The organism is Micromonospora sp. NPDC047730 (assembly GCF_043204765.1).
Lineage (GTDB): Bacteria > Actinomycetota > Actinomycetes > Mycobacteriales > Micromonosporaceae > Micromonospora.
In genome coordinates, this window is record NZ_JBIDCU010000018.1 from 44,907 (window position 1) to 66,912 (window position 22,006).

The window sequence follows — 22,006 nt, forward strand, 5'->3', positions numbered from 1 at the left end:
TCAGCTCCCGGTGCCGATCGAGGACGCCTTGGCCTGCATCTCCTTGGTGGCGGTGGCGGGATCGGAGACACCGCGGACCACCCGCTCGATGCCGTCGTCGATGACGTCGGCGACCTGCTCCCAGGTGGCGATCGCCGGGGCCGACTTCGCGTCCTTGAGCTGCTGGCCGAACGCCTTCAGGAGCGGGTCGTCGGCCAGCTTGCCGGACTGCCAGGCCTCCTGCACCGACGGGAGGCTGCCGACCAGGTCGTACAGCTTCTGCTGCGCCGCGGGCGTGGTGAGGAACTGGACGAACTTCCAGGCCGTGTCGCGGTTCTTGGAGTCCTTGTAGACCACCAGGTCGGAGCCGCCGATGAAGGAGGTGCCGGCCTTCTCGCGGGGCATCTGCGCGACGTCCCACTTGCCCTCGAGCGCCGCGCCGCCGTCCTCACGCAGGATGCCCATGTGCCACGGGCCGGACACGAAGGCACCCACCTCACCCTTGATGAAGCCGGGTCCCACGGCTTCGGGGGCGAGCTGCGCCGACGCGAGTCCCTGCTTGAAGAACGAGGAGTAGCACTCCAGCGCCTTCTGCATCTCCGGGGTGTCGAGGGTGAACGTGCCGTCCCGCATGATGTCGGCGCCGGCCTGCCAGGCAAAGGGCATGAACGTCTGCCACGAGCCGGTCCCGCCCGGTTGCAGGTAGATGCCCCACTTGGCGCCGCCCCTGTCCTTCATGCCCTTGGCGAAGTCGGTGAGCCCCTGCCAGTTGGTCGGCTTCTGCACGCCCGCCTTCGCGGCGAGGTCGCTGCGGTGGAAGATCAGCCGCGTCTCGACATACCACGGGACGCCGTAGGAGGTGCTGTTGACGACCGTGGTGTTCCACGCGCCCTCGAAGAACTTGCTCTTGTCGACAATCCCGTCGGGGGTGGGGTCGAGCGCACCCGTCTTGGCGAACTCCCCCATCCACGTCGTACCCATCATGCTGACGTCCGGCGTCTGCCGACCCGCGATGGCGGTGGCGATCTTGTCGTGCGCCGCGTCGAAGGGGAACGACGTGACGTTGACCTTGGCCTCCGGGTTCTCCTTCGTGAATTCGGCGGCGAGCGCGGTCAGCTTCTCGCCCTCGGCGCCCATGGCCCAGACCGTGATCTCGCCCTTGGCCTTGCCTTCGGCGATCTCCTTGCCGGCGGGCTGGCCACCGGAACCCGAGCCGCCGTCGTCCCGGCCACAGCCGGTCACGCCCAGCGCAAGGGCAGCCACCAGGGCTGTGGCGTACCTCCAGTGTTTCTTCATGGCTTTCCCTTCCTTGGGGTGGTCGCCGACGCCGCTCGGCTCGTGCCGCTGTGGCGCGATCTGGGGGTGTGGCGTCAACCGGTGGGTGTGGGTGTGGTGCTCGTGGGGCAGCCGCAGCTGCCGCGGATGACGAGGAGCCCGGGGCAGCGGCAGCCCCAGGTCGCGATGGGCCTGGCGGAATCCCGCCCAGCGCTCGGTCACGTCGGGCGAGCCGTTCGGGTCGCCGACGAACTCCAGCCGGCGCAAGCTGTGGTCGGCAAGCAGGTGCCGGGTCAGCGCGGCCGTCGCAGCGGTGTTGTCCACCCGCACGGCCGGCACTCGGGCGGGCCCGTCGCCGGCCAGGACGACGATCGGACGCATGGTGGCGAGCTCCTCGATCGTGTCGTGGGAGACCGCTCCGCCGAGCACCGCCAGGCCGTCGACCCGGTGGGCCATCTCGATGACCTCGGCGTCCGAGTCGGCGCGCAGATGGGTGCAGAGAATGTGGACGCTGGTCCTGGTCTTCACCGCCTCCGACTCGAAGCCCTGGATCAGCTCGGAGAAGTAGGGCCCGGACAACCCCGGAAAGACCAGGCCGACCGCGCCGTGCCGGCGTGCCGCCAGGGCCCGGCCGAGATGGTCCGGCTGATAGCCGTGCTCTTCGATGGCCCGCAGCACCCGGCGGCGGGTCTCCTCGGACACCTGCCCGGTGCCGTTGGAGACCCGGGACACCGTCGCGACCGAGACCCCGGCCAACCGAGCGATCTCCCGGACCGTCAGCCGACTGTTGCTCATGCCACCACCGACCCGTTACGTCTTCGATCCCTGAAACCGGTTACAGCAGCACCATAGGCAGCTGTGTTCCAGTTCACAACCTCACGGCCCGAGATTTCCGACGACGAGGAGTTGGGATGCCACCGTCGCACCAGGGTCGAATGTGGAACCGACCCCACCGGACGGGCCGCCGACCAGCGCGGCCACCGCGCCCTTCACCCCGGCCCCGATGGCCGTCCCCGGAGGCGAGACGCCATGATCGAACCAGTGCCGGTCAGTTAGGGTTCGCGCATGCCTAAAGCGCCATCGGGATCGCAATGGACGATCAGCTTCGGCGACCAGACCGCCGTCATCGTGGAGGTCGGCGGAGGCCTGCGGACCTACCAGGTCGGAGACCGTGAGGTCGTCGACGGGTACGCCGAGGACGAGATCTGCCCGGCCGGCGCCGGTCAAGTCCTCGCGCCCTGGCCCAACCGGCTGCGCGACGGGCAGTACACCTTCGGCGGGCACACCTACCGGCTACCGCTGTCCGAACCGGCGACCCACAACGCCGTCCACGGCCTGGTCCGCTGGGCCCCCTGGCGGCTGCTGGAGCAGACCCCGTCCGCCGTCACGCTCGGCTTCGACCTTCCGGCACAACCGGGGTACCCGTGGAGCCTCAGCCTGACCACCCGGTGGGAACTGACGGGCGACGGCCTGACGGTGACCCACACCGCGACCAACGACGCCGCGGAGCCGGCACCGTTCGGCTTGGGCGTCCACCCCTACCTGCTGCCGCCGGTCTCGGTCGACGAGACCTGGCTACGCATCCCGGCCCGGTCACGGCTGCTCTTCGACGCGCGCCATCTGCCGATCGGGGAGGCGAAGGTCGCCGGCTCGGAGTTCGACTACACCGTCCCGAAGCAGATCGGGACCGCCCGCCTGGGCACCGCCTTCGGCGACGTCATCCTGGCCAGCCGAGATCGGCACACCGTCACGCTCGGCACCCCAGACGCGCCGGTGACCAGCCTGTGGGCCGACGCTGCGTTCGCCTGGTGGCAGGTGTACACGGCCGACAGCGTGCCGTCGCCCCGCCACCGGCGGTCGATCGCGGTGGAGCCGATGACCTGCCCGCCGGATGCCCTGCGGTCAGGTCGCGACCTGATCGTGCTCAAGCCGGGCGAGCCGTGGAGCGCTTCCTGGGGCATCACCCCCCACTGACAGATGCTGATGAAGCACTACCCCGCGCAGTTCAAGGCCGACGCGGTGGCGTTGTACCGGTCTCGGCCGGCTGCGACGATCGCCGGTGACGCGTTGGTCAGCGCGGGGCGGGGACGACGGCCGGGGCCTGTTCCAGCAGCGCCGGCGGAAGCTGGGGCCCGGCGGGCAGCGCCACCGGCTACTTGGCGCGGGTGACCAGGTCGACCACGGTTCGGCTGAGTCGCTGACTCGGCCACCTCCAGGATGGTTTCCGGGCGGACGGTGGGGGTCTGGATCACCCGGGCGACCTGCGGCACGGCCGTCCTCGACGCCGCCGCGTACGCGGACAGCACGTCGTTGGCGCCCGTTCCACCCGTCGTTGTCGCCCATCGAGCCGCTGCCGTCGAGGCAGTAGTGGACGGCGACCGGCCGGCGGTAGCGGGTCTGGTAGCGGTCCAGCGCGGCCTGGATGACCAGGGCGGACGGAAACTGGATGGGCCGCGCGGGGTACCCGGGCCGTTGCCGGCGAAGTGGTCGGATGGACGCTGGCCGAGGGGCCGACGGGCCCGGACCTTCGCGGTCCGGGCCGTCGGGTTGTCGCGGGTGCCGCTGGCGTCGCGCAAGCCCGGGACAGCCTCAGCCGGGCTGGCCCCGCAACTGCCGGCGCCACCGCGCCCTTTCCTCGGGAACGCGGAGCACGCCCGGCGCGACCCAGGTGCCCGCATCGTCGCGGGCCCCGACGAGGGCGAGCCCGTAGAAGACGCGCGGTGCGCCATCCAGGACGAGAGACACGGTGCGGCCGGTCGCCGGCAGTTCGGTGACCTGCCCGATGGAGTCGACCTGGCGCACTGAGTCAGCCTTCGTGACGGCCGTGATCTCGGTCTTTGTCGGCCACGGGTCGACCCAGACCTCCGGGGCCGGGAAGTACCACCCGCTCGGGTCGTGATCGGGGTTGAGCAGGTAGCCGTCGGCGCGGTTCCACAGCACCGCCGCCTCGCCGTCCGGGGTGTCGAAGAGCAGCCCCTTGGTCTTCGGGTCGGCGAACGTGAGCCACCCGATGAAGTCGGCCCGGTCGAGCAGCCGCGCCGCGTTCGCGTAGGCCAGAAGCGACGGCTTTGCGCTGAGGTCACGGTTCATCAGGCCGAAGTGGTACTCGACGTTGCCCGGATCGGCCACCTGCGGGTTGCCGAGGACGCTGTCGTGGAACTGGTACCAGCAGACCCCGCGTACCCCTTCCGCCTTGGCGAGCGCGAGGGTGAGGAAGACGTTTTCCGCCGCGTGCCGGTAGGTGTCGTTCCACCAGGCGTTCGGCCGGGTGCACGCGTACGCCTCGCTCAGCCAGATCTCCTTCTCGCCGTACTCGGCCATGAGTGCCTTGAGTTGCCGCAGGCCACCGAGGAAGTTCCAGTAGGTTCCCGTGCTTCCCGCGTCCCAGTCGTCACCGTCCGGCACGTAGTCGGGGGTGAAGTTGCCCCGCCCCGGGTGGTAGGCGAAGGCGTCGATGAGGTCCCAGCCACCGCCTGCGTAGAAGTTTTCGAGCCACGGCTTGTCCATGCCCGCCAGGCCGTTGTTCATGATTTTGATCGGCGCCCCGATCGCGGCGGCACGATCCGCCACCGGGCGTAGCGCCTTGTCGATGTAGGCCTGCGCCGCCAGCCCGGTGTTGAACGGGCGATTGAGCTCGTTGCCAACCTCGAAGTAACCTGCCCCCGCATCGAGCGCCGTCGCCAGGCTCGACGCGGCCCAGGCGGCGGCCTGCTCGTCGGTGACCTGCAGGGATGGCTGGAGCTCGATGTTGTGGCGCATGCCCCGCTCGTCGAAGGCGCTCGGCGGCAGGCCCGGTCCCCCGGCATACGAGATGCGGACGACACTGACCCCGACGGCTTGCCACAGGTTGAGCAGCGCGTCGGCGGACGGCCGCTGCAGCCACGGATAGTTGGCCATGCCGAACATGCTCGATGCACCCGCCTGGTACGTGTGTGGTTCGAGCACAGCGAGATTCGTACGGGCGAAGGCCTCGTCCCCTCCTGACGACGCCGTGACCTCAGAGACGCAGATGCCTGCGGGCGGGGCCGGGAGGCTGAACGTGTGCTCCCGTGCGGCCCGCGCTGGGACGGTGATCTGCGCGACATCCGTGGCGAGCTGCGCGCCGTTGAAGTCCCGGACCCACCACCTCAGGTTGACGACCCGGTCGCTGGCGCCGCCGTTCGCGACCAGGGCCGTCACCTCCATCGGCTCGCCTCCGGCCTGCCAGATGTTGAAGTCGCGGTTTGTCCACAGCTCGATGCCGAGGTCGCGACCACGACCGATGGTCGCCGTCGCCGAGGGTCGGGTCGCACTGAAGAAGAAGTCTGCTTCACTCCGGTATGTCCCGTCATTCTGGAGGACTCCTGGCGCGTGGATCCACGTCGAGTTCGTCCAGGCCTGTCGGGACCGCTGGAGGAGAAACATGCCGTGGAGGGTCGCCCACGTCGACACGTGCGCGACGCCCGAGGTCACCTCGAAGGGGATGCCGCCCCCGCCGTCTCGCACCCACTCGGTCACCGCGACGTAGTCGTCCGGCTCCGTCGGGCTGAGGATCGCCCGGCTGAAGAGGAACCCCTCGGGCACGAGGGTCTCGGGGCCCGAGACGTGCCATTCGATGTGCGCGCGGTCGGTCGACACCGACACGAGGGCGTGGACGGCGACCCCGCCCGCCGCCGGGCCGAAGGTGTAGTCCATGCGGATCATCGGCGATCCGTCCGCGCCTTCGACGAGGCTCGGGAGGCCGCCGGTCGACGTGTGGATCCCCGTGATCCGGTCCTTGACCTGGAACCGCGACCCCTGCGATCGGATGGTGCCAGCCCCGTCCCGGATCGCGAGCCGCCCACCGACACTCCCGACGACGCTGATCCCCGCCGCCGACAGCACGATGTCACCCGCGGTGGCGGCGGCGCTCACCGGGCTCGGCTCGACCATGAGGAGCACTCCCCCGACGAGGGTCGCTCCGAGGAACCCGCGCCGGGTCAGGCTGGGCTGTTGGGGCCGTGGTGACGCCATGGCGACCTTCCTCTCCCCGGCGGACGCCGAGTGATAATGCGTATCTGCGGATGAGTCGGCGCCATCGTGGACTGCCGGCGATGGCGCCGTCAAGACTCTTGCGCGACACCGCTGATACGGATTATCTTCACCATCCCCGGGTGCAGATACGGATTATCACGGTGGAGACCACATGACGTCCAAGTCCCGCAAGATCACTCAACGCGAGATCGCCCGCATCGCCGGCGTGAGCCAGACAACCGTGTCGACGGTCCTCAACGACCGGGAAGGGTCCACCGCGCGCATCCCTGCGGCGACACGCGCGCGGGTCATGGAGGCGATCGAGCGATCGGCCTACGTCGCCGACCCGGCGGCGCGGCGCCTCGCGGGCCTGGACAACCAGATCATCGGCGTTTTCACGTACGAGCCCGCCCTCTCCCCGGAGAGCATGGACTTCTACGGGCCGCTGCTCAACGGCATCGAGCGCAGCGCCGAGACGCTCGGCTGCGACCTCCTCTTCTTCACCAGTTCGCCGGTCCAAGACGGGAGGCGCAAACTCTTCCACCGCAGGACTCGCCTGGGGCTCGCGGACGGCTGCATCCTCCTCGGCCAGGAGATGGACGGGGCCGATCTCGATCGACTCGTCGACGAGCGCTTCCCCTTCGTGGCGGTGGGACGCCGGGACGAGACGGACGCTCGGGTCCCGTACGTCGGGATCGACTACGCGGCCCCGACCGTGGACCTCATTGACCGGGCGGTCGGGCTGGGCCACGAACGGGCCGTCTACGTCCACCGCGGCCGCGAGACCGCCACGGCGCGCGACCGGCGCGGGGCCGTGCAGTCCCCCGCCGCCACGCGCCGGCTCCGGACGACCCTCGTCACCGACGAGGACCTGACCGCCGTGGCCGGGACCGTGCGCGACGCGGGGGCGACGCTCGTCCTCGCCGAGGACGCCTTCCTCGCCGAGGACGTCGTCCACGTCCTGCACACCGAGGGCTTCGACGTGCCGAACGCTGTCTCCGTCGCCGCTCTCGCCGAAGTACGAGGGCACCGCATCGGCGAGCGCGCCCTCACCGGTTTCCACGTGCGGCGCAGGCAGGTCGCCGCGGAGGCGCTCACCCTGCTCCAGCAGCTCATCACCACAGCGCCTGAGGAGTGGGACACCCTCGACATCCAACGCCTTCTCAGCGCGGATCTCGAGGCCGGCGAGACCGTCGTCGAACGGCGGCCGGCATGAGGACCATCAACGCAGACGTCGCGATCATCGGCGGCGGGCTCGGCGGCGTCGCGGCCGCCCTCGCCGCCCTCGAGCGCGGCATGCGCGTCGTGCTGACCGAGGAGCACGAGTGGCTCGGCGGCCAGTTGACGTCCCAGGCCGTTCCGCCCGACGAACACGTGTGGGTCGAGCAGTTCGGCGTCACCGCCCGCTATCGCTCGCTTCGGGAGGGGATCCGCTCCTACTACCGGTCCTTCTACCCCCTGTCGGAGGAGGCTCGCACGGACCGCGCGCTCAACCCCGGCCGGGGACGCGTCAGCGCGCTGTGCCATGAGCCGAGAGTCGCTGTCGCGATCATCGACCAGATGCTCGCGCCCTATCGCTCCAGCGGACGGCTCGTGCTGGTGCAGCAGGCACGCCCGGTCGACGCGGTCGTCGTCGACGACACGGTCCGCTCCGTCGTGGTCGAGGACCTTCGGTCCGGAGATCTCACCACCGTAGCGGCGCCCTTCGTGCTCGACGCGACGGAGACCGGCGATCTGCTCCCGCTGACCAACACCGAGTACGTCGTCGGCACCGAGTCACGGACCGAGACCGGCGAGCCGAGCGCGCCGGAGCTGGCCGATGTGAGCAACGTGCAGGCCATTGCCTGGTGCTTCGCGTTCGACCACGCGCCCGGCGACCACACCATCGAACGCCCGGCCAACTACGACGAGTGGCGCCAGCACGAGCTGCCCTTCTGGGGAGCGCCGATGCTGTCGTTCACCGCCCCGAATCCGCGAACCCTGGAGCCGGAGGCACGTACGCTCCACGTCAACCCCGAGCAGGACCCGACCGGCGACCCGCGCGTCGACCCGGGCGACCGCGACCTGTGGCAGTTCCGCAGGATCGCCGCTCGGCGCAACTTCCGGCCCGGCTTCTACGAGAGCGACATCGTCCTGGCCAACTGGCCGCAGCTCGACTACGTCGGCGGCTCGATCATCGACGTCGCCGACCGGGAAAAGCACCTCGCCGCCGCGAAGGCCCAATCCCGGGCGTACTTCTACTGGCTGCAGACCGAGGCACCGCGACCCGACGGGGGCCGTGGCTGGCCGGGTCTGCGCCTTCGCGGCGACGTCGTGGGCACCGACGACGGCTTCGCCCAGGCCCCGTACATCCGCGAGTCACGACGGATCCGCGCCCACCGGACCATCGTCGAGCAGGACGTCTCCGTCGCCGCCCGCGGTCACGCGGATCCCGCGCGCTTCGAGGCGTCCGTCGGCGTCGGGATGTACCGGATCGACCTTCACCCCTCCACCGGGGGCGACAACTACATCGACGTCGAGTGCGCGCCCTTCGAGATCCCCCTCGGGGCGCTCGTGCCCCTGCGCACCACCAACCTCCTGCCCGCAGCGAAGAACATCGGCACGACGCACATCACCAACGGCGCGTACCGGCTGCACCCGGTCGAGTGGAACGTCGGCGAGGCCGCCGGCGAGCTCGCGGCCTTCTGCATCGAGCGATCCGTGCTGCCGGCCGCCGTCCTCGCCGACCAGGCCCTCGTCGCCGAGTTCCAGGCCCGCCTCGTCGAGGCGGGCGTCGAGATCCACTGGCCCCACATCACCGGCTACTAGAGAAGAGAAAGACCATGTTCACCCGAAGGAAGCTTCTCACCGCCCTCACACTCGCGACAGCCGTCGGGCTCGCCGGGTCGGGCTGCTCCGCCGCGTCGCCGCAGGCCTCGTCGGCCGCGCCCGGCAGCGTCGACCTCCGCATGACGGTCTGGACGTCGAACAAGGACCAGCTGGCACTGCTCGACTCGATCGCGCAGTCCTACAAGGCCTCCCGGCCGGCCATCAAGTCGATCACCTTCGACAGCCTCCCCTTCGCCGACTACAACTCGACGCTGACGACACAGATTGCCGGCGGCAACTCCCCGGACCTGGTCTGGATGGGTGACCTGTCGAAGGACCTCATCTCCGCCAAGGCGCTCGTCCCGCTGACTGACCGCCTCAAGGCAACACCGGAGTGGGGCTACGACGACCTCCTCGAGAGCGTCACCGCCGAGTTCTCGGCCGACGGTCAGCTCTTCGCCTACCCGTTCTCGAACTCGCCCTTCGCGCTGTACGTCAACAAGGACCTTCTCGCCCGCGCGGGGCAGAAGCTCGACCCCGCGGGCCTCACGTGGGATCGGGTCTCGGCGATCGGGGCTGCGGTCCATTCGGCGACCGGCAAGGCGGGCTTCGTCGTACGCGACTTCGACTACTCGTCGTGGAACATGTTGGCGACCGTCTGGACGGGCTGGGGCGCCTCGGCATGGTCGCCGGACGGGAAGACGTGCACCTTCGACAGCCCGCAGATGACCGACGCCATGCGCTTCCTCCACAACGCGGCCTTCGTCGACAAGTCGATGCCGGGGCCGGGGACGAAGGTCGACTTCTTCGCCGGCGACGCCGCCTTCACCGTCGCTCAGGTCTCCCGCGCGTCACTGCTCGACGGCTCCTTCGCCTTCGACGTACTCCCCCTGCCGAAGGGCCCGGCCGGCGCCTACTCGGTGATCGGGCAGGCCGGCGTCGGAGTCCTCGCCTCCAGCCGTCACGTGGAGGAGGCGACGAACTTCCTCGCATACCTGACCAACCCCGAGAACGCCCGCCTCCTCGCGCAGTACTTCCCGCCGCCGCGCGCCTCGCTGCTCACCGGCGACAAGCTCGCGGAGAACAACAAGAAGCTCTCGGCCGCCCAACTGCAATCCGTCGTCGTCGACCAACTGGGCGGGGCCGTCACCCTGCCGAACCACACGAACCCGGCCGAGGTCGCCAAGAGGGGCAAGGGTGCCCTCGACGCTCTCTGGACCGAGAAGGCCGACGTGCCCGCCGTGCTCGGATCAGTCTGCGCCACCCTCGACCCCGTCCTCGCCAAGTGACGACCGGACCGCTTCTCACGGCCGGGGCGGAGCACGACGTCGCCCCGGCCGCAGGGCCACCGCCACGGCGCCGTCCCAAGCGCACCCGGCGAGGTGAGGGCCTCGTCGGTTACCTCTTCATCGCACCGCAGTTGCTCGGCGTGCTCGCCTTCGTCATCGTTCCCGTCGTTCTCGCCGTGTACTACAGCCTCAACAAGTGGAACATCTTCACCGGTCAGCTCACGTTCGTAGGGGGAGACAACTACGCGGAACTGTTCCGGGACCCGCAGCTACCCAGAGTGCTCGGCGCCACCGCCGTCTTCTCCCTCGGCGTCGTTGTCCTCAACATCACCCTCGGGCTCCTCCTCGCGGTCCTGCTCAACCGGCGCTTCCGCGGCACTGCGCTCTTCCGAACCCTGTTCTTCTCCCCAGTCGTCGTCTCGGTCGTCGCCTGGACGCTCGTGTGGGGATTCCTCCTCCAGGACAACGGTGGGGTCAACGGGTTGCTCGCGCTCGTCGGCGTCGACGGCCCGAACTGGCTCCAGCAGGGCGACACCGCCATGGCATCCGTCATCGTCACGCAGGTCATCCGCAGCGTCGGCGTCAACATGGTCCTGTTCCTGGCCGCGCTCCAAGGGGTGCCGTCAGAACTCCACGAAGCGGCCCGTATCGACGGAGCCTCGAACCGGACGATCTTCCGGCTGATCACCCTGCCCCTCATCTCGCCGACCCTCCTGCTCACCGCGATCATCACAGTCGTCGGCGCCCTCCAGGCGTTCGCTCAGGTCGCGGTGCTCACCGAGGGCGGCCCCGGCCTGTCGACCACCGTGCTCGTCTACTACGTCTTCCAGCAGGCCTTCGAGTTCAACAACATCGGCTACGGGTCGACGCTCGCGCTCATGCTCGTCACCTTCGTCATGCTCCTCACGCTGCTCCAGTGGCAGCTTCGCCGGAAGTGGGTCTTCTATGAGGCCTGACACCGCCACCGCCCGACCCGGCCGCGGCGCCCGCGTGGTCCGCCGCGCCGTCCTCATCGGCTCGCTCGCCCTGCTCGCCACCCCGTTCGTCATCCCCACCGTGTGGATGGTCACGTCGTCGTTCAAGCCATTGAGCGAGATATTCAAGGCACCACCGACGATGTTCACCGCCTCGCCGACGACCGCCGCGTACGCGGAGGTCTTCACCTTCCAGCCCTTCGCGAGGCAGTACTTCAACAGCCTCTACATCGCGACCGCGGTAACCCTCATCACGCTTCTGGTCTCGAGTCTCGCGGGCTACGCCTTCGCCAGAATCCGGTTCGCCGGACGCAACGTCCTGTTCATCGTCGTCCTCACCGGCCTCCTCGTCCCGAGCGAGGTCACCATCGTGCCGCTGTTCCAGATGTTCAAGCAGGCCGGCCTCGTCAACACCCACTGGCCGCTGATCCTCGTGACCGCTCTGGCGGCACCCTGCGTCCTGGCGACCTTCATCATGAGGCAGTTCTTCATCGCCCTGCCGGTCGAGCTCGAGGAGGCCGCCCGCCTCGACGGCTTACGGCATACGGGGATCTGGTGGCGCATCAGCCTGCCCCTCGCGCGGCCCGCCCTGTCCGCCGTCGCCATCCTCACGTTCCTCGCCTCGTGGAACCTCTACCTCGAGCCCACGGTGTACCTCACGTCACCGGAGCTGTTCACCCTGCCCCAGGCCCTGCCCCGCTACACGGACCCCTACGGCGGAGAGATGTGGAGCACCCAGCTCGCGGCAGCCACGTTGTCGGTGGTGCCCATGCTCATCGTCTTCGTCGCAGCGCAGCGGCACTTCGTCGAGGGCATCGCGCACTCCGGGCTGAAGGGCTGACGGGATGGCGGATGCACGAGAAAGCAGGTCGTTCCGTGGATGAGATCGAAACCCCTGAGCCGGACAAGGCGCGCTCGGTGCCCGCCGAATGGTGGCGTTCCGCCGTCATCTACCAGATCTACCCGCGTAGTTTCGCCGACGGCAACGGTGACGGCATCGGAGATCTGGCGGGCGTCCGCGCGCGCCTGGGCCACCTGGCCGGTCTCGGCGTCGATGCGATCTGGTTCAACCCCTGGTACGCCTCGCCGCAGGCGGACGCCGGCTACGACGTCGCCGACTACCGGGCCATCGACCCGGTGTTCGGCACCCTGACCGAGGCCGAGGACCTGATCCGCGAGGCGCATGCGCTCGGTATCCGGATCGTCGTCGACGTGGTGCCGAACCACTGCTCGAACGCGCATCCGTGGTTCGTGGAGGCGCTGCACAGCGGGCCGGGTTCGGCCGCGCGCGACCTGTTCTGGTTCCGCGAGGGGCGGGGCGCGGACGGGGAACTGGCGCCCAACGACTGGCAGTCCATCTTCGGAGGTCCGGCTTGGACCCGGACAGTCAACCCTGACGGCCGCCCCGGCGAGTGGTATCTGCACCTGTTCGCACCCGAGCAGCCCGACCTCAACTGGGAGCATCCGAAGGTCCGCGAGGAGTTCGAGGACGTGCTGCGGTTCTGGCTCGACCGCGGGGTGGACGGCATCCGGATCGACTCGGCCGCGCTGCTGATGAAGGACGGCGAGCTCGCCGACTTCGACCCGGACGACCTTCCGGTCCCGCACCCGTACACCGACCGGGACGAGGTGCACGACGTGTACCGGGCGTGGCGCGCGATCGCCGACAGCTACCCGGAGCCGCGCGCGCTGATCGGTGAACTCTGGCTGCCGGACGCCGAACGGCTCGCCGCGTACCTGAGCCCGGACGAACTGCACACCGCGTTCAACTTCGCCTTTCTCGGCTGCCCATGGGACGCGACCGCGCTGCGCCAGGTCATCGACGAGACCCTTGCGCTGCACGCCCCGGTCAACGCCCCGACCACCTGGGTGCTGTCCAATCACGACGTGCCTCGGCACGTGGCTCGCTACGGCCGCGCCGACACGTCGTTCACCCTTCAATACCGCCAGCTCGGCGCACCCACCGATCGGGCGCTCGGCCGGCGTCGGGCCCGCGCTGCCCTGCTGCTCAATCTGGCGCTGCCCGGCTCGGTTTACCTCTACCAGGGTGAGGAACTCGGCCTCGAGGAGGTGGAGGACATTCCCGCCGCGCTGCGCCAAGACCCGATGTTCTTCCGCACCCACGGCGAGAACCTCGGACGGGACGGGTGCCGGGTACCCCTCCCGTGGTCGGGCCAGGAGCCGCCGTTCGGCTTCAGTCCGGCCGATGCGGCGCGCGAGCCGTGGTTGCCGCAGCCGCGCGGGTGGCGTGACCATACCGTCGAGGCGCAGACCGGCGACCCCGACTCCATGCTGGAGCTGTACCGTCGCGCGTTGGCCTGCCGGCGCGGGCAGTCGGCGCTCGGCGACGGCCCGTTCGCGTGGCTGCCCGCACCCGATGGGGTTCTCGCCTTTACCCGGGGGTCTCATCGAGCGTTCGCCTGTGTGGTCAACCTGTCGGGCCGCCCGATCGAGTCTCCGGTCGCCGGGACGGTCGTGCTCGGCAGCGGCCCGTTGGACGAGGGCTGGCTGCCGCCGGACACGGCCGTCTGGGTGGTGCCCGGATAGCGAGACGGGACCGATCGACGGCAGGCGTTGGCAAAGTTCTCCGCACCCCGACCGCCGGCTGGGCCGGCGAGCCGACTCCCTGCCTTCCGGTGGGTCGGCCACGGTCACCGGTATGTGCTCCATGGCGACCTGCCAGCGATGCTGCCGGCCCACCCGACCGGTGGCGTCACAGGGCAGCGTCAGGTGATGGCGAGTAGCACCGCTTGGCCACGGGCGGCGGCCATCCGGTAGAACCGGCACAGGTCGGCGAAGGCGGGCGCCGCACCGACCCCGTCACCGATCTTCCACGCGGTACCTGGCGGGCGACGCCGCTCGCTCGTGTCGAGTCGGGGCCGGCTGGTAGACGCTCGCGTCGACGTAGCCAGCGTACGGGTTGATCGGGAGGTCGAAGGTTCGGTTGGTCAGTGCGGACAGGTCGTTTCCAGGTAGATTGACGATCTCGCCGCGGATCGCCGTTCTGGTGATCCCGGTCCGTCTTTGCCGGGGCAGAAGGCTGCGGGATCGAAGCGGTCGGCTGCGGAGAACGGCACGGTCGGTAGCGTGATCGCCCAGGCATCGGCAGCCGGGCCGACCGCGGCGGTGGCAGATGGACGATCTGACCGGGCTGCAACCGTGACAGGTCGTCCGGCAGTTCGAGCATGACGAGCATGCTCGGCCCCGAGCCGGTCGCTCAAGCCTCATGGGCCTGCCGTGATTGTGCTTGTCCCCTACCAGGTCGCGGTGCACGACCGCGTGACTGAGGAAGAAGGAGGGTCGTGCGGTGCCGACCAACCGGCTGGAGGCGTTCAGTGATGGCGTCCTTGCCATCATCATCACGATCATGGTGCTGGAGCTCAAAGTCCCGGCAGGTCACGACCTCTCTGACCTTGTCCGCACGACCGGCGTCGGGCTGCTGACGTATCTCCTCACCTTCGTCTATGTCGGCATCTACTGGAACAACCATCACCATATGTTCCATCTGGTACGGCAGGTCAGTGGCGGAGTACTGTGGGCGAACCTGGCGCTACTGTTCTGCCTGTCGCTGTTCCCGTTAACGACGGCCTGGGTCGACGACTCAAGGTTCGAGCCGATCCCAGTCGTCATCTACGGTCTGAACCTGCTCAGCGCGGCCATCGCATATTTCGTGCTCCAGACGGTGATCATTCGGCAGCAGGGACCGGCGTCGGTGCTGAGGCGGGCCATCGGCACTGACATCAAGGGCAAGGCCTCGCCCGTTCTCTACGTCGCGGGGATCCTCAGCGCTCTGCTGATCGACAGGAGCGGACATGTCGGAGTTGGGCTAGCCCTGGCGTGTTTCGTCGTCGTGGCGATCATGTGGGTCGTACCCGACCGCCGCATCGACCGGGCGGTCCGCCAGCACGAGACGCCCGACTCCTGATCAGGGCGGTGAGCACGGCACGGTCGGCCCAGTCGTCGATCACTGCTCGCCGCCGGGAGATGCACCTGAATTCGAGCGGGTCCCTGCCCGTCCGGACCAGTTCCCCGACGCCCGAGCAGCTACTGGGCAGCATGGGTCGCCGTTCACGACGCCGAGCCGCGAACCACCGAGACTTGCCGCCATGCTGGAGGGGTGAGCCCGCCAGAAAGTCGGAGTACCGGGCGTACGACGTGAAGCGGGGCCGGCCCGATGGGACCGGCCCCGCTCCGGGGTGCCCCCCGTTGAACCCCTCGATCAGCGCTTGGGATCGACCACCGTCAGGGTGAATTCGTCGTACGACGCCGCGTGGGTCTTGTCGCCGCCGTAGACCGCCCGCACCTTGTGGGTGCCGGGGCCGGGCAGCATTTTGACCGTGCAGGAGGCGGTGCCCTTCTTGACCGGGGCCTCGCAGAGCACGTCCTCACCGATCATGAACTGCACCGGGCCGGTCGCCGTGGTCGGCGTGACGGCTGCGGTCAGTTTCAAGGTCTGCTTCCAGTTGACCTGCACGTCGTTGGCCCGGACCGAGGTCGGGGTGAGTTCCACGATCGGGGCCGGGGTGACGGTGACGACCCGGTTGGCGACCGCCTGGTTGCCGTTGGTGTCGGAAACCAGGTAGGTCAGCGGGTAGCTACCCGGGGTGGCGGTGTCGACGGTGCCGATCACCTGGATCCGGTCGGTCACGTCGCCGTCGGTGTTGTCCACCGCGGTGACCCCGGCCAGCGGATCGAAGGCCTGGCCCTGCTTGACCGAGGTCGAGGCCGGGACGGTCAGCACTGGCGCGGTGGCGTCCGTGCCGGCGGCGGTGGCGATGAAGATGCCGCCGAACTGGTCGACCGAGCCCACCTGGTCACCGTCGCCGGTGCGGCTGGTGGTGGTCCAGGCGTAGAGCTCGCGCTCGGTCAGGCCGCTCCACTCCACCGTGGCCGGCCAGCCCGACTTGACCGTGTCCTGACCGATCACCGTGTCGGTCGGCGTGACCAGAACGAGACCGTCGGTGCTGAAGCTGGTCTTCCGTGACGACAGGTCGATCGGCAGCACCATGTTGTCCTCCGCGCCGTTGTAGCGCTTGCGGTCGTCGTACTCGGTGGCACCGAAGTTGTCGAGCATCGGCGAGTAGGTGTCGATGCTCATCTGGGCCCGGTCGACGTCGATCTGCAGCAGCCGCAGGAAGCTGGCGCCGAACTGCAGCAGGTCGTCCTTCCTGTGGTCGACGGTGCCGTCGCCGTCGAGGTCGAGGTTGCCGTTGGCGTCGACCTTCTCCGGCCACAGCTCGCCGGCGGTCATCTTGTAGAACTGGTAGTCCGCGAGCAGCTCGACCACGTTGTGCTCGACCGTGACGCCGACCCCGGTCTTGAGGTTGGTGCCGACGCCGTGCTCGTGGCCGGCGAGGACCAGGAACACGTTCGGGTTGGCCGCGACGATGCTCGAGAACGCCCGCGACCCGTCGGTGGAGAAGTTGGCGCCTCGGCCGTCCGGCTTACCCGACGGGGCGATGTAGGCGTGCGTCAGCAGGATGCCGTTACGGTCGTGGTAGCGCCGGAAGATCGAGCTGGCCCAGTCGGCCTCGGCCTGGGTGACACCGTAGGAGAGGCCCACCGCGACGAAGTCCAGACCGCCCGCGGAGAAGAGGACGTAGTTGTTCTGGTTGTCCTTGCCGCGGGTGACCACGGCGCCAGAGGCGTCGGTGGTCTCGTCCCAGGCGTGGTACGACGCCCTGTACTCGGCCGGCCACAGCTTGGACCCCTCGTAGTAGCGCTCCGGGCCGTAGTACCGGTTGAACCGCGAGTCCGGGCCGGTCTCGGCACCGCCCTGGTTGTCGTGGTTGCCCGCGACGACCTGGTTGACCAGTCCAGCCGCGTCCAGGGTGCGCTGCGCCTCGGCAGTGAACTGGAACTCCTTGGTCACCTGCTCGTCCAGACCGGGGCGGAGCAGGTTGCCGTTGGCATCGGTGGCCAGCGGGTCGTAGTAATCGTTCTCCGTGATGTCACCGGTGTGCGCGGTGTAGGCGATCTTCCGCTTGGCGGCGTTGTCGGCCAGCCACTGGGTGGTGTCCCGGTAGGACTTCGCCCAGAGCGCCTGCTCCTCCATGGTCATCTTGTCGCTGGGCTCGTCGATGCCGTCGAAGTCGTCGTACGTGCCACCGACAGCGCCCTCGGCGAGGTACTGCGTGTCGGTGAAGTGGGCCAGCGAGAAGTCGTAGGTCGACGGGTCCCCGAAGTGGTCCCGGTTGACCGGGGCGCCGGCGGTGGCGTCGCGCGGCGCCAGGTCGTCGGCGAACGGGTCCTGGCCGGTGACCAGGACGTGGATCACGCCGTTGTCGACCAGTTCCGGCCGGACGACGGCCTTCAGCCCGGTCTCACCCTCGGCCTGGCCACGGGCGGTGGCGAGCTCGGTCCACGCCTGGGTGGTGCTGTTCCAGGCGTGCAGCGAGACCGCGCGCTCGGGGTCGACCACACCGTTCCACAGGATCTGGCGGCGCTCGGCCGACGCCGGCACCTGGACGTCGTACCGCTGGAAGGGGATGTCGCCCGTGGAGGGGCTGTCGATGGCCTTGCCGTCGGGGCGCGGTGCGGTGCCGATCTGGCTGCCCTCGCTGTAGGAGAAGTCCAGCGTCGAAGGCATCACCGGGACGACACCCTGGATGCCCCCGGTCGGGACGCTCGGGGTGGCCTGCTTGAAGGTGGTGGTGACCTCGCCGCCGTCGGGGTTGTGGGCGATCGCGGAGAGGGTCACCCGGCCGCTGCCCTGACCGACGTCGGTGCCGCCGCTGGTCGGAATGGCGTCGGAGGTAAAGCTCACGGTCTTGCTGATCGGCTTGCCGAAGACGTCCGTCGCCGAGATCTGCAGGGTGTGGCTGCCGGACTTCAGGCCGGCGCCGATCTCCTGGCCGACCTGCACCGGCGCGCCGTCGAGCAGGTACCGCCAGCCGGTGGCGTTGCCCTGGTTGGCGACGGTGATCTTGAACTCGGTCGGGCTGCGGAGGTGGGCACCCTCGGCCGGGACGGTCGAGGTGACGGCAACACCCGCGTCACGGACGTCGCCGAAGGCGGCGATGTTGAGCGCCTTGACCTCGTCGAGGGTCAGCACCTTGGAGTAGATCCGGGTGTTGAGCACCGAGGCCGGGGCCCAGAACTGGTTGACCGCGTCGGCGCCGATGTAGAAGGCGTTGCGGGCGGCGCCACCGGGCAGCCCGAGCGCGCCGGCGGCCGGTGCCTCGGCCGCGAGGACGCCGTCGACGTACAGCCGGATCGTCTGCCCGTCCCAGGTGCCGACCGCGTGGTACCAACGGCCGGAGGCGATCTGGGTCTGCGCCGACTTGTAGCCGCCACCGACGTGCGCGGTGAAGGTCAGCTTGTCGCCGTAGATCACGATCGAGTAGCCGCCGCCCTCCTTCTCGGAGCAGACGGAGTGCTCACCGCTGTTGGGCAGGGTGCCGTTGGACTTCAGGGTGCACTCGATGGAGACCTTGGTGCTGATCTTGCTCCACTGGTCGCCGAAGGCGTAGGAGTAGGCGTCGTCGGAGCCGTCGAAGGAGGCGACCCGCGCCTTCACCGCGGTGTCCTGCGCGATCACCGGGTTGCCGTGGATGGTGACGGCGAGGTTCTGCGCGTCGTCCTTCGGGGTGCCGTCGTCGAAGTCGACGTCGAGGACGTCGGCCACCGGGACGGGCGGCTTGGTGTTGTAGGCCGACGCCAGCTCGGCAACCTGAGCGCTGGTCAGTCCCGTGCTCCAGACCTTGCTCGCGGCGAACGAGGCGGGCGGGGCAAACTGGCCGACTCCGGTCGGGGCGGCGTCGGCGCCGATCACGAATCGGCGCGCGGTGGACGCCGGCGGGGTGAGCGCACCGGTGGCCGCGGTCGAGCCGGCCAGCTGCCCGTTCAGGTAGAGGCTCAGGGTCCGGCCGTCCCAGACCGAGACGGCGTGGAACCAGCGGTTACCGCTGATCGGGGCCAGCAGCGACTTGTAGCCGCCGCCGATGTGGGCCATCGTGCCGAGGTTGCCGCCGTTGACGTAGATCGAGAAGCCGCCGGCCTCCTTGTCGGAGCAGAGGTCCCTCTCGGGGCTCACCGGCATGGTGGTGTCGACCCGGAAGACGCACTCGATGGTGAAGCCGGTGGAGAACTTGCTCCACTGGTCGGTGAAGTCGAAGGAGACCGCGTCGTCGACACCGTCCACCTTGAGCAGGTCGTGGCCGAACGCCGCGTCGGTGGCGTAGCTCGGAGCGCCCCAGGTGGTGGGGGCGCGGCCCTGGGCGCGGTCGGTGGTGGCGCCGCCGGTGAAGGCGACGTCGAGCACGTCGGCCGCCGGTACCGTGGCAGCCTGGCTGGTGCCGAGCAGGGCCGGAGCGGCCTGGGCGGGCGACATCAGCGCACCGCCGGCCACCGCGAGCCCGAGGGCGGCCGCGGTCAGACGGCGCCACCTCCGGGCGTACGGATGGAGTCGTGTGGTCACGACATCTCCTTTTCGGGGGTCATCTGTTGGTGTTGGGTGGGCAGCTGGCCGGGAGGCCGAGGGAGCAGGTCAGGTGCCGGGTAGGCCGGCTACGGCGGCGGCGGAGATGCCGACGCCGATGAGGGTGATCCCGCAGGCGGCCAGCACCGGGGCCACCCGGGTGGCCAACTGCAGGAGGACGTGGGACTTGGCGGCACGCGTCACGAGGGAGCGGCCGGTGAGAGCCATGAGGCCGACGGTGAAGAGCACCGCGGCGAGCCCGAGGCCGAAACAGACCACGAGGACGAGAGCGAACCCGGCCCGCCCGGCGAAGATGCCGGTCACCAGTACGAGGAAGGCCGCCGGCGAGGGCGTCAGGCCGCCGGACACGCCGAGGAGGAGGAGACCCGGGCGGGACGTGCTGGTGTGGCCATGTCCGTGGTCGTGCGCGTGGCCATGTCCGTGGTCGTGCGCGTGGCCATGTCCGTGGTCGTGCGCGTGACCGTGCCTGTGGCCGCGTCCACGCAGGTGGCGTCGCAGCAGCCAGAGCCCGACGGCGACGACGGTCAGGCCAGCCGCCAACTGCAGTCCGGTGGTCAGTCGCTCAAGGCTGACCAGGTCGGAGAGGGAGAAGAAGGTCCAGGCGACCGCGATGGCCAGCACCGAGACCGAGTGCATCACGGCCACCGAGAAGCCCAGCCAGGCAGCGTCGCGGACCCGGCCCCGGGAGCCGATCAGGTACGCCGCCGCGAGACTCTTGCCGTGGCCGGGAGCGAGCCCGTGCGCAGCCCCAGCCACGAAGGCGATCACCAGTGCCATCGGCACGAAACCCGGCGACTGCACCGTCTCGATCAGCCGATCGCCGAGGTCAGCGGCTCCGAAGAAGTCGACCTCGAGAAGGGCCACGGGGCCGGAGCCGAGGGGTGCCGCTGCGGCGCCGACGCTGGTGGTGGTGTTCATGGTTCAGGCCTTTCGTCCGCGCCGGCGGTACCAGAAAGTCCCGGCCGCTCCGGCGGCCAGCAGGACGCCCCCGACGACCGACAGTTGCAGGGCACTCCCGCCCGAAGACACCGCGGCGACGGTCCGGGCGGACGCGGGGCGGGAACCGGTGCCCGTGCCGGCGCTGATGGCCCAGTCCGCCGACTCGTGCGTGGCGTCGTACACCGCTTTCTGCCCATCAGGGCCCCTGGCGAGGGTCCGGTAGGCCTCGTGCAGGTCGGTGAGCATCCGCGACGTCACGGTCACCGTGCTCACCGGTTCGGGGCAGGTGAACAGCACATCGGCGCCGCCCGAGGCCGGGTCGCCACTCACGCTGGCCTCGCCCTCGCAGGGCCGCCCGTCCTGGGTCACGGTGATCCGCTCGGTCAGGTACCCGGCGAACTCGGGAGCCCCAGCCAATGCCTCAGCGTCGGAGGCCTCGTAGATCACCGCGCCGTCCAGCATCACCCGGTCCTCGGGGAGCACGCCGAGGGCGATGCCGAGCAGGGTCAGGTCATCGGTACCGCCAACAAGCCAGCGGACCCGCACACCGTGATCGCCCTCGCCTGCGACCACGATCTGCTGTGGGGCACCGAACGGATGCGCCGAGGCCGAATCCGGAACCAACACCCCCATCAGCACCAGTACGAGTACGCCGCAGAAGCAACGCCAGACGTGGCGCAGGGCACGGCACAGGGCAGACACAACAGACTCTCACTCGCTCGGAGACCGACCGGAAACGCAATGACTGTTGTGGCCGCACATGACCAACGAGGTCACGGGAACTGAGCGAACCCTTACGGAGAGATTGCCGGACCACGAAACCATGAGCCCTTGTCATCGTGGGTAGCGGACGCCTTCGGCGGCTTGGAGGACGAGGATGGCCTGCACGATCCGGGTGGTGCGGCGGGCAGCGGCGCTGCTTGCTCAGGACCTTCCACGCCTGCTGGGCGGCCTCCCAATCGGTCAGGGCGGGTAGCATTTTGTCACTGGGCGACAGGTCCCTCATCAGAGTTGCGGCGTGGAAACCCGGCCGTTCAGGGCCGGTAGGAAACGCCGCCGCCTCCCCTCAACGACGCCGCTCGATCAGCTACGCGGAATCGTCGGCGGCCCTGATCGAATGGAAACGCGGCGAGGAACTGACATCCTCAACGAGGTGTCCAGCGTTCCGCTGCAACAACCGACCCACCGACCGCCAGGCCACTGAAAGCCCTACCAGCCACAGCCCACCACCGATGAAGCGGCCATTCCCCGCGGAGGCGACTCCAGCCGATCGCGCGCACGAGGTCGTTAGGAAAGTCCGGACTTCCAAC

13 protein-coding genes are annotated in these 22,006 nt (G+C 69.4%); 8 read left to right on the forward strand and 5 right to left on the reverse strand.

The window, feature by feature from the left end; genetic code table 11:
* Positions 1–2,049, reverse strand: a complete 2,049-nt coding sequence (locus ACGF5G_RS29485; protein WP_393268693.1) for an extracellular solute-binding protein — start codon at positions 2,047–2,049, stop codon at positions 1–3.
* 270 nt (positions 2,050–2,319) lie between these two features.
* Here ACGF5G_RS29485 and ACGF5G_RS29490 point away from each other — a divergent pair, with 270 nt between their 5' ends.
* Positions 2,320–3,228 carry an aldose 1-epimerase family protein gene (locus ACGF5G_RS29490; protein ID WP_393268696.1) on the forward strand — a complete coding sequence of 303 codons (909 nt, stop codon included), beginning with the start codon at positions 2,320–2,322 and terminating at the stop codon, positions 3,226–3,228.
* Between the two features lie 615 nt (positions 3,229–3,843).
* Here ACGF5G_RS29490 and ACGF5G_RS29495 read toward each other — a convergent pair.
* Positions 3,844–6,339 carry a hypothetical protein gene (locus ACGF5G_RS29495; protein ID WP_393268699.1) on the reverse strand — a complete coding sequence of 832 codons (2,496 nt, stop codon included), beginning with the start codon at positions 6,337–6,339 and terminating at the stop codon, positions 3,844–3,846.
* A 79-nt stretch (positions 6,340–6,418) separates the two neighbouring features.
* On the opposite strand from ACGF5G_RS29495, the gene ACGF5G_RS29500 reads away from it, so the two are divergent.
* The 7 genes from ACGF5G_RS29500 to ACGF5G_RS29530 all read left to right on the forward strand — a co-directional run bounded on the left by ACGF5G_RS29500 (position 6,419) and on the right by ACGF5G_RS29530 (position 15,242).
* Positions 6,419–7,462 carry a LacI family DNA-binding transcriptional regulator gene (locus tag ACGF5G_RS29500; protein ID WP_393268700.1) on the forward strand — a complete coding sequence of 348 codons (1,044 nt, stop codon included), beginning with the start codon at positions 6,419–6,421 and terminating at the stop codon, positions 7,460–7,462.
* Entirely contained in the window at positions 7,459–9,054 is a 1,596-nt protein-coding gene (locus ACGF5G_RS29505) for an FAD-dependent oxidoreductase (protein ID WP_393268703.1), read from the forward strand. The genes ACGF5G_RS29500 and ACGF5G_RS29505 overlap by 4 nt, the downstream gene beginning before the upstream one ends.
* Positions 9,055–9,068: 14 nt before the next feature.
* Complete coding sequence (locus ACGF5G_RS29510) at positions 9,069–10,343, forward strand: ABC transporter substrate-binding protein (RefSeq protein ID WP_393268705.1); 1,275 nt, start codon at positions 9,069–9,071, stop codon at positions 10,341–10,343.
* Complete coding sequence (locus tag ACGF5G_RS29515; RefSeq protein ID WP_393268707.1) at positions 10,340–11,299, forward strand: carbohydrate ABC transporter permease; 960 nt, start codon at positions 10,340–10,342, stop codon at positions 11,297–11,299. Before ACGF5G_RS29510 ends, ACGF5G_RS29515 begins: the two co-directional genes overlap by 4 nt.
* Positions 11,289–12,158: a carbohydrate ABC transporter permease gene (locus ACGF5G_RS29520; RefSeq protein WP_393268709.1), complete on the forward strand. Its 870-nt coding sequence runs from the start codon at positions 11,289–11,291 to the stop codon at positions 12,156–12,158. The genes ACGF5G_RS29515 and ACGF5G_RS29520 overlap by 11 nt, the downstream gene beginning before the upstream one ends.
* A gap of 35 nt (positions 12,159–12,193) precedes the next feature.
* Positions 12,194–13,864 (forward strand): glycoside hydrolase family 13 protein, encoded by a 1,671-nt coding sequence (locus ACGF5G_RS29525; protein ID WP_393268711.1) that lies wholly within the window; start codon positions 12,194–12,196, stop codon positions 13,862–13,864.
* Positions 13,865–14,624: 760 nt separating this feature from the next.
* Positions 14,625–15,242, forward strand: a complete 618-nt coding sequence (locus ACGF5G_RS29530) for a TMEM175 family protein (RefSeq protein WP_393268713.1) — start codon at positions 14,625–14,627, stop codon at positions 15,240–15,242.
* Between the two features lie 294 nt (positions 15,243–15,536).
* On the opposite strand, the gene ACGF5G_RS29535 is transcribed toward ACGF5G_RS29530, so the two are convergent.
* The 3 genes from ACGF5G_RS29535 to ACGF5G_RS29545 form a co-directional block, all read right to left on the reverse strand.
* Positions 15,537–19,736, reverse strand: a complete 4,200-nt coding sequence (locus tag ACGF5G_RS29535; protein WP_393268716.1) for a LamG-like jellyroll fold domain-containing protein — start codon at positions 19,734–19,736, stop codon at positions 15,537–15,539.
* A gap of 69 nt (positions 19,737–19,805) precedes the next feature.
* Positions 19,806–20,675: a cobalt transporter gene (locus ACGF5G_RS29540; protein WP_393268718.1), complete on the reverse strand. Its 870-nt coding sequence runs from the start codon at positions 20,673–20,675 to the stop codon at positions 19,806–19,808.
* A gap of 3 nt (positions 20,676–20,678) precedes the next feature.
* Positions 20,679–21,335, reverse strand: coding sequence for a hypothetical protein (locus ACGF5G_RS29545; protein WP_393268720.1), 657 nt, complete (start codon positions 21,333–21,335; stop codon positions 20,679–20,681).
* Positions 21,336–22,006 lie beyond the last annotated feature (671 nt).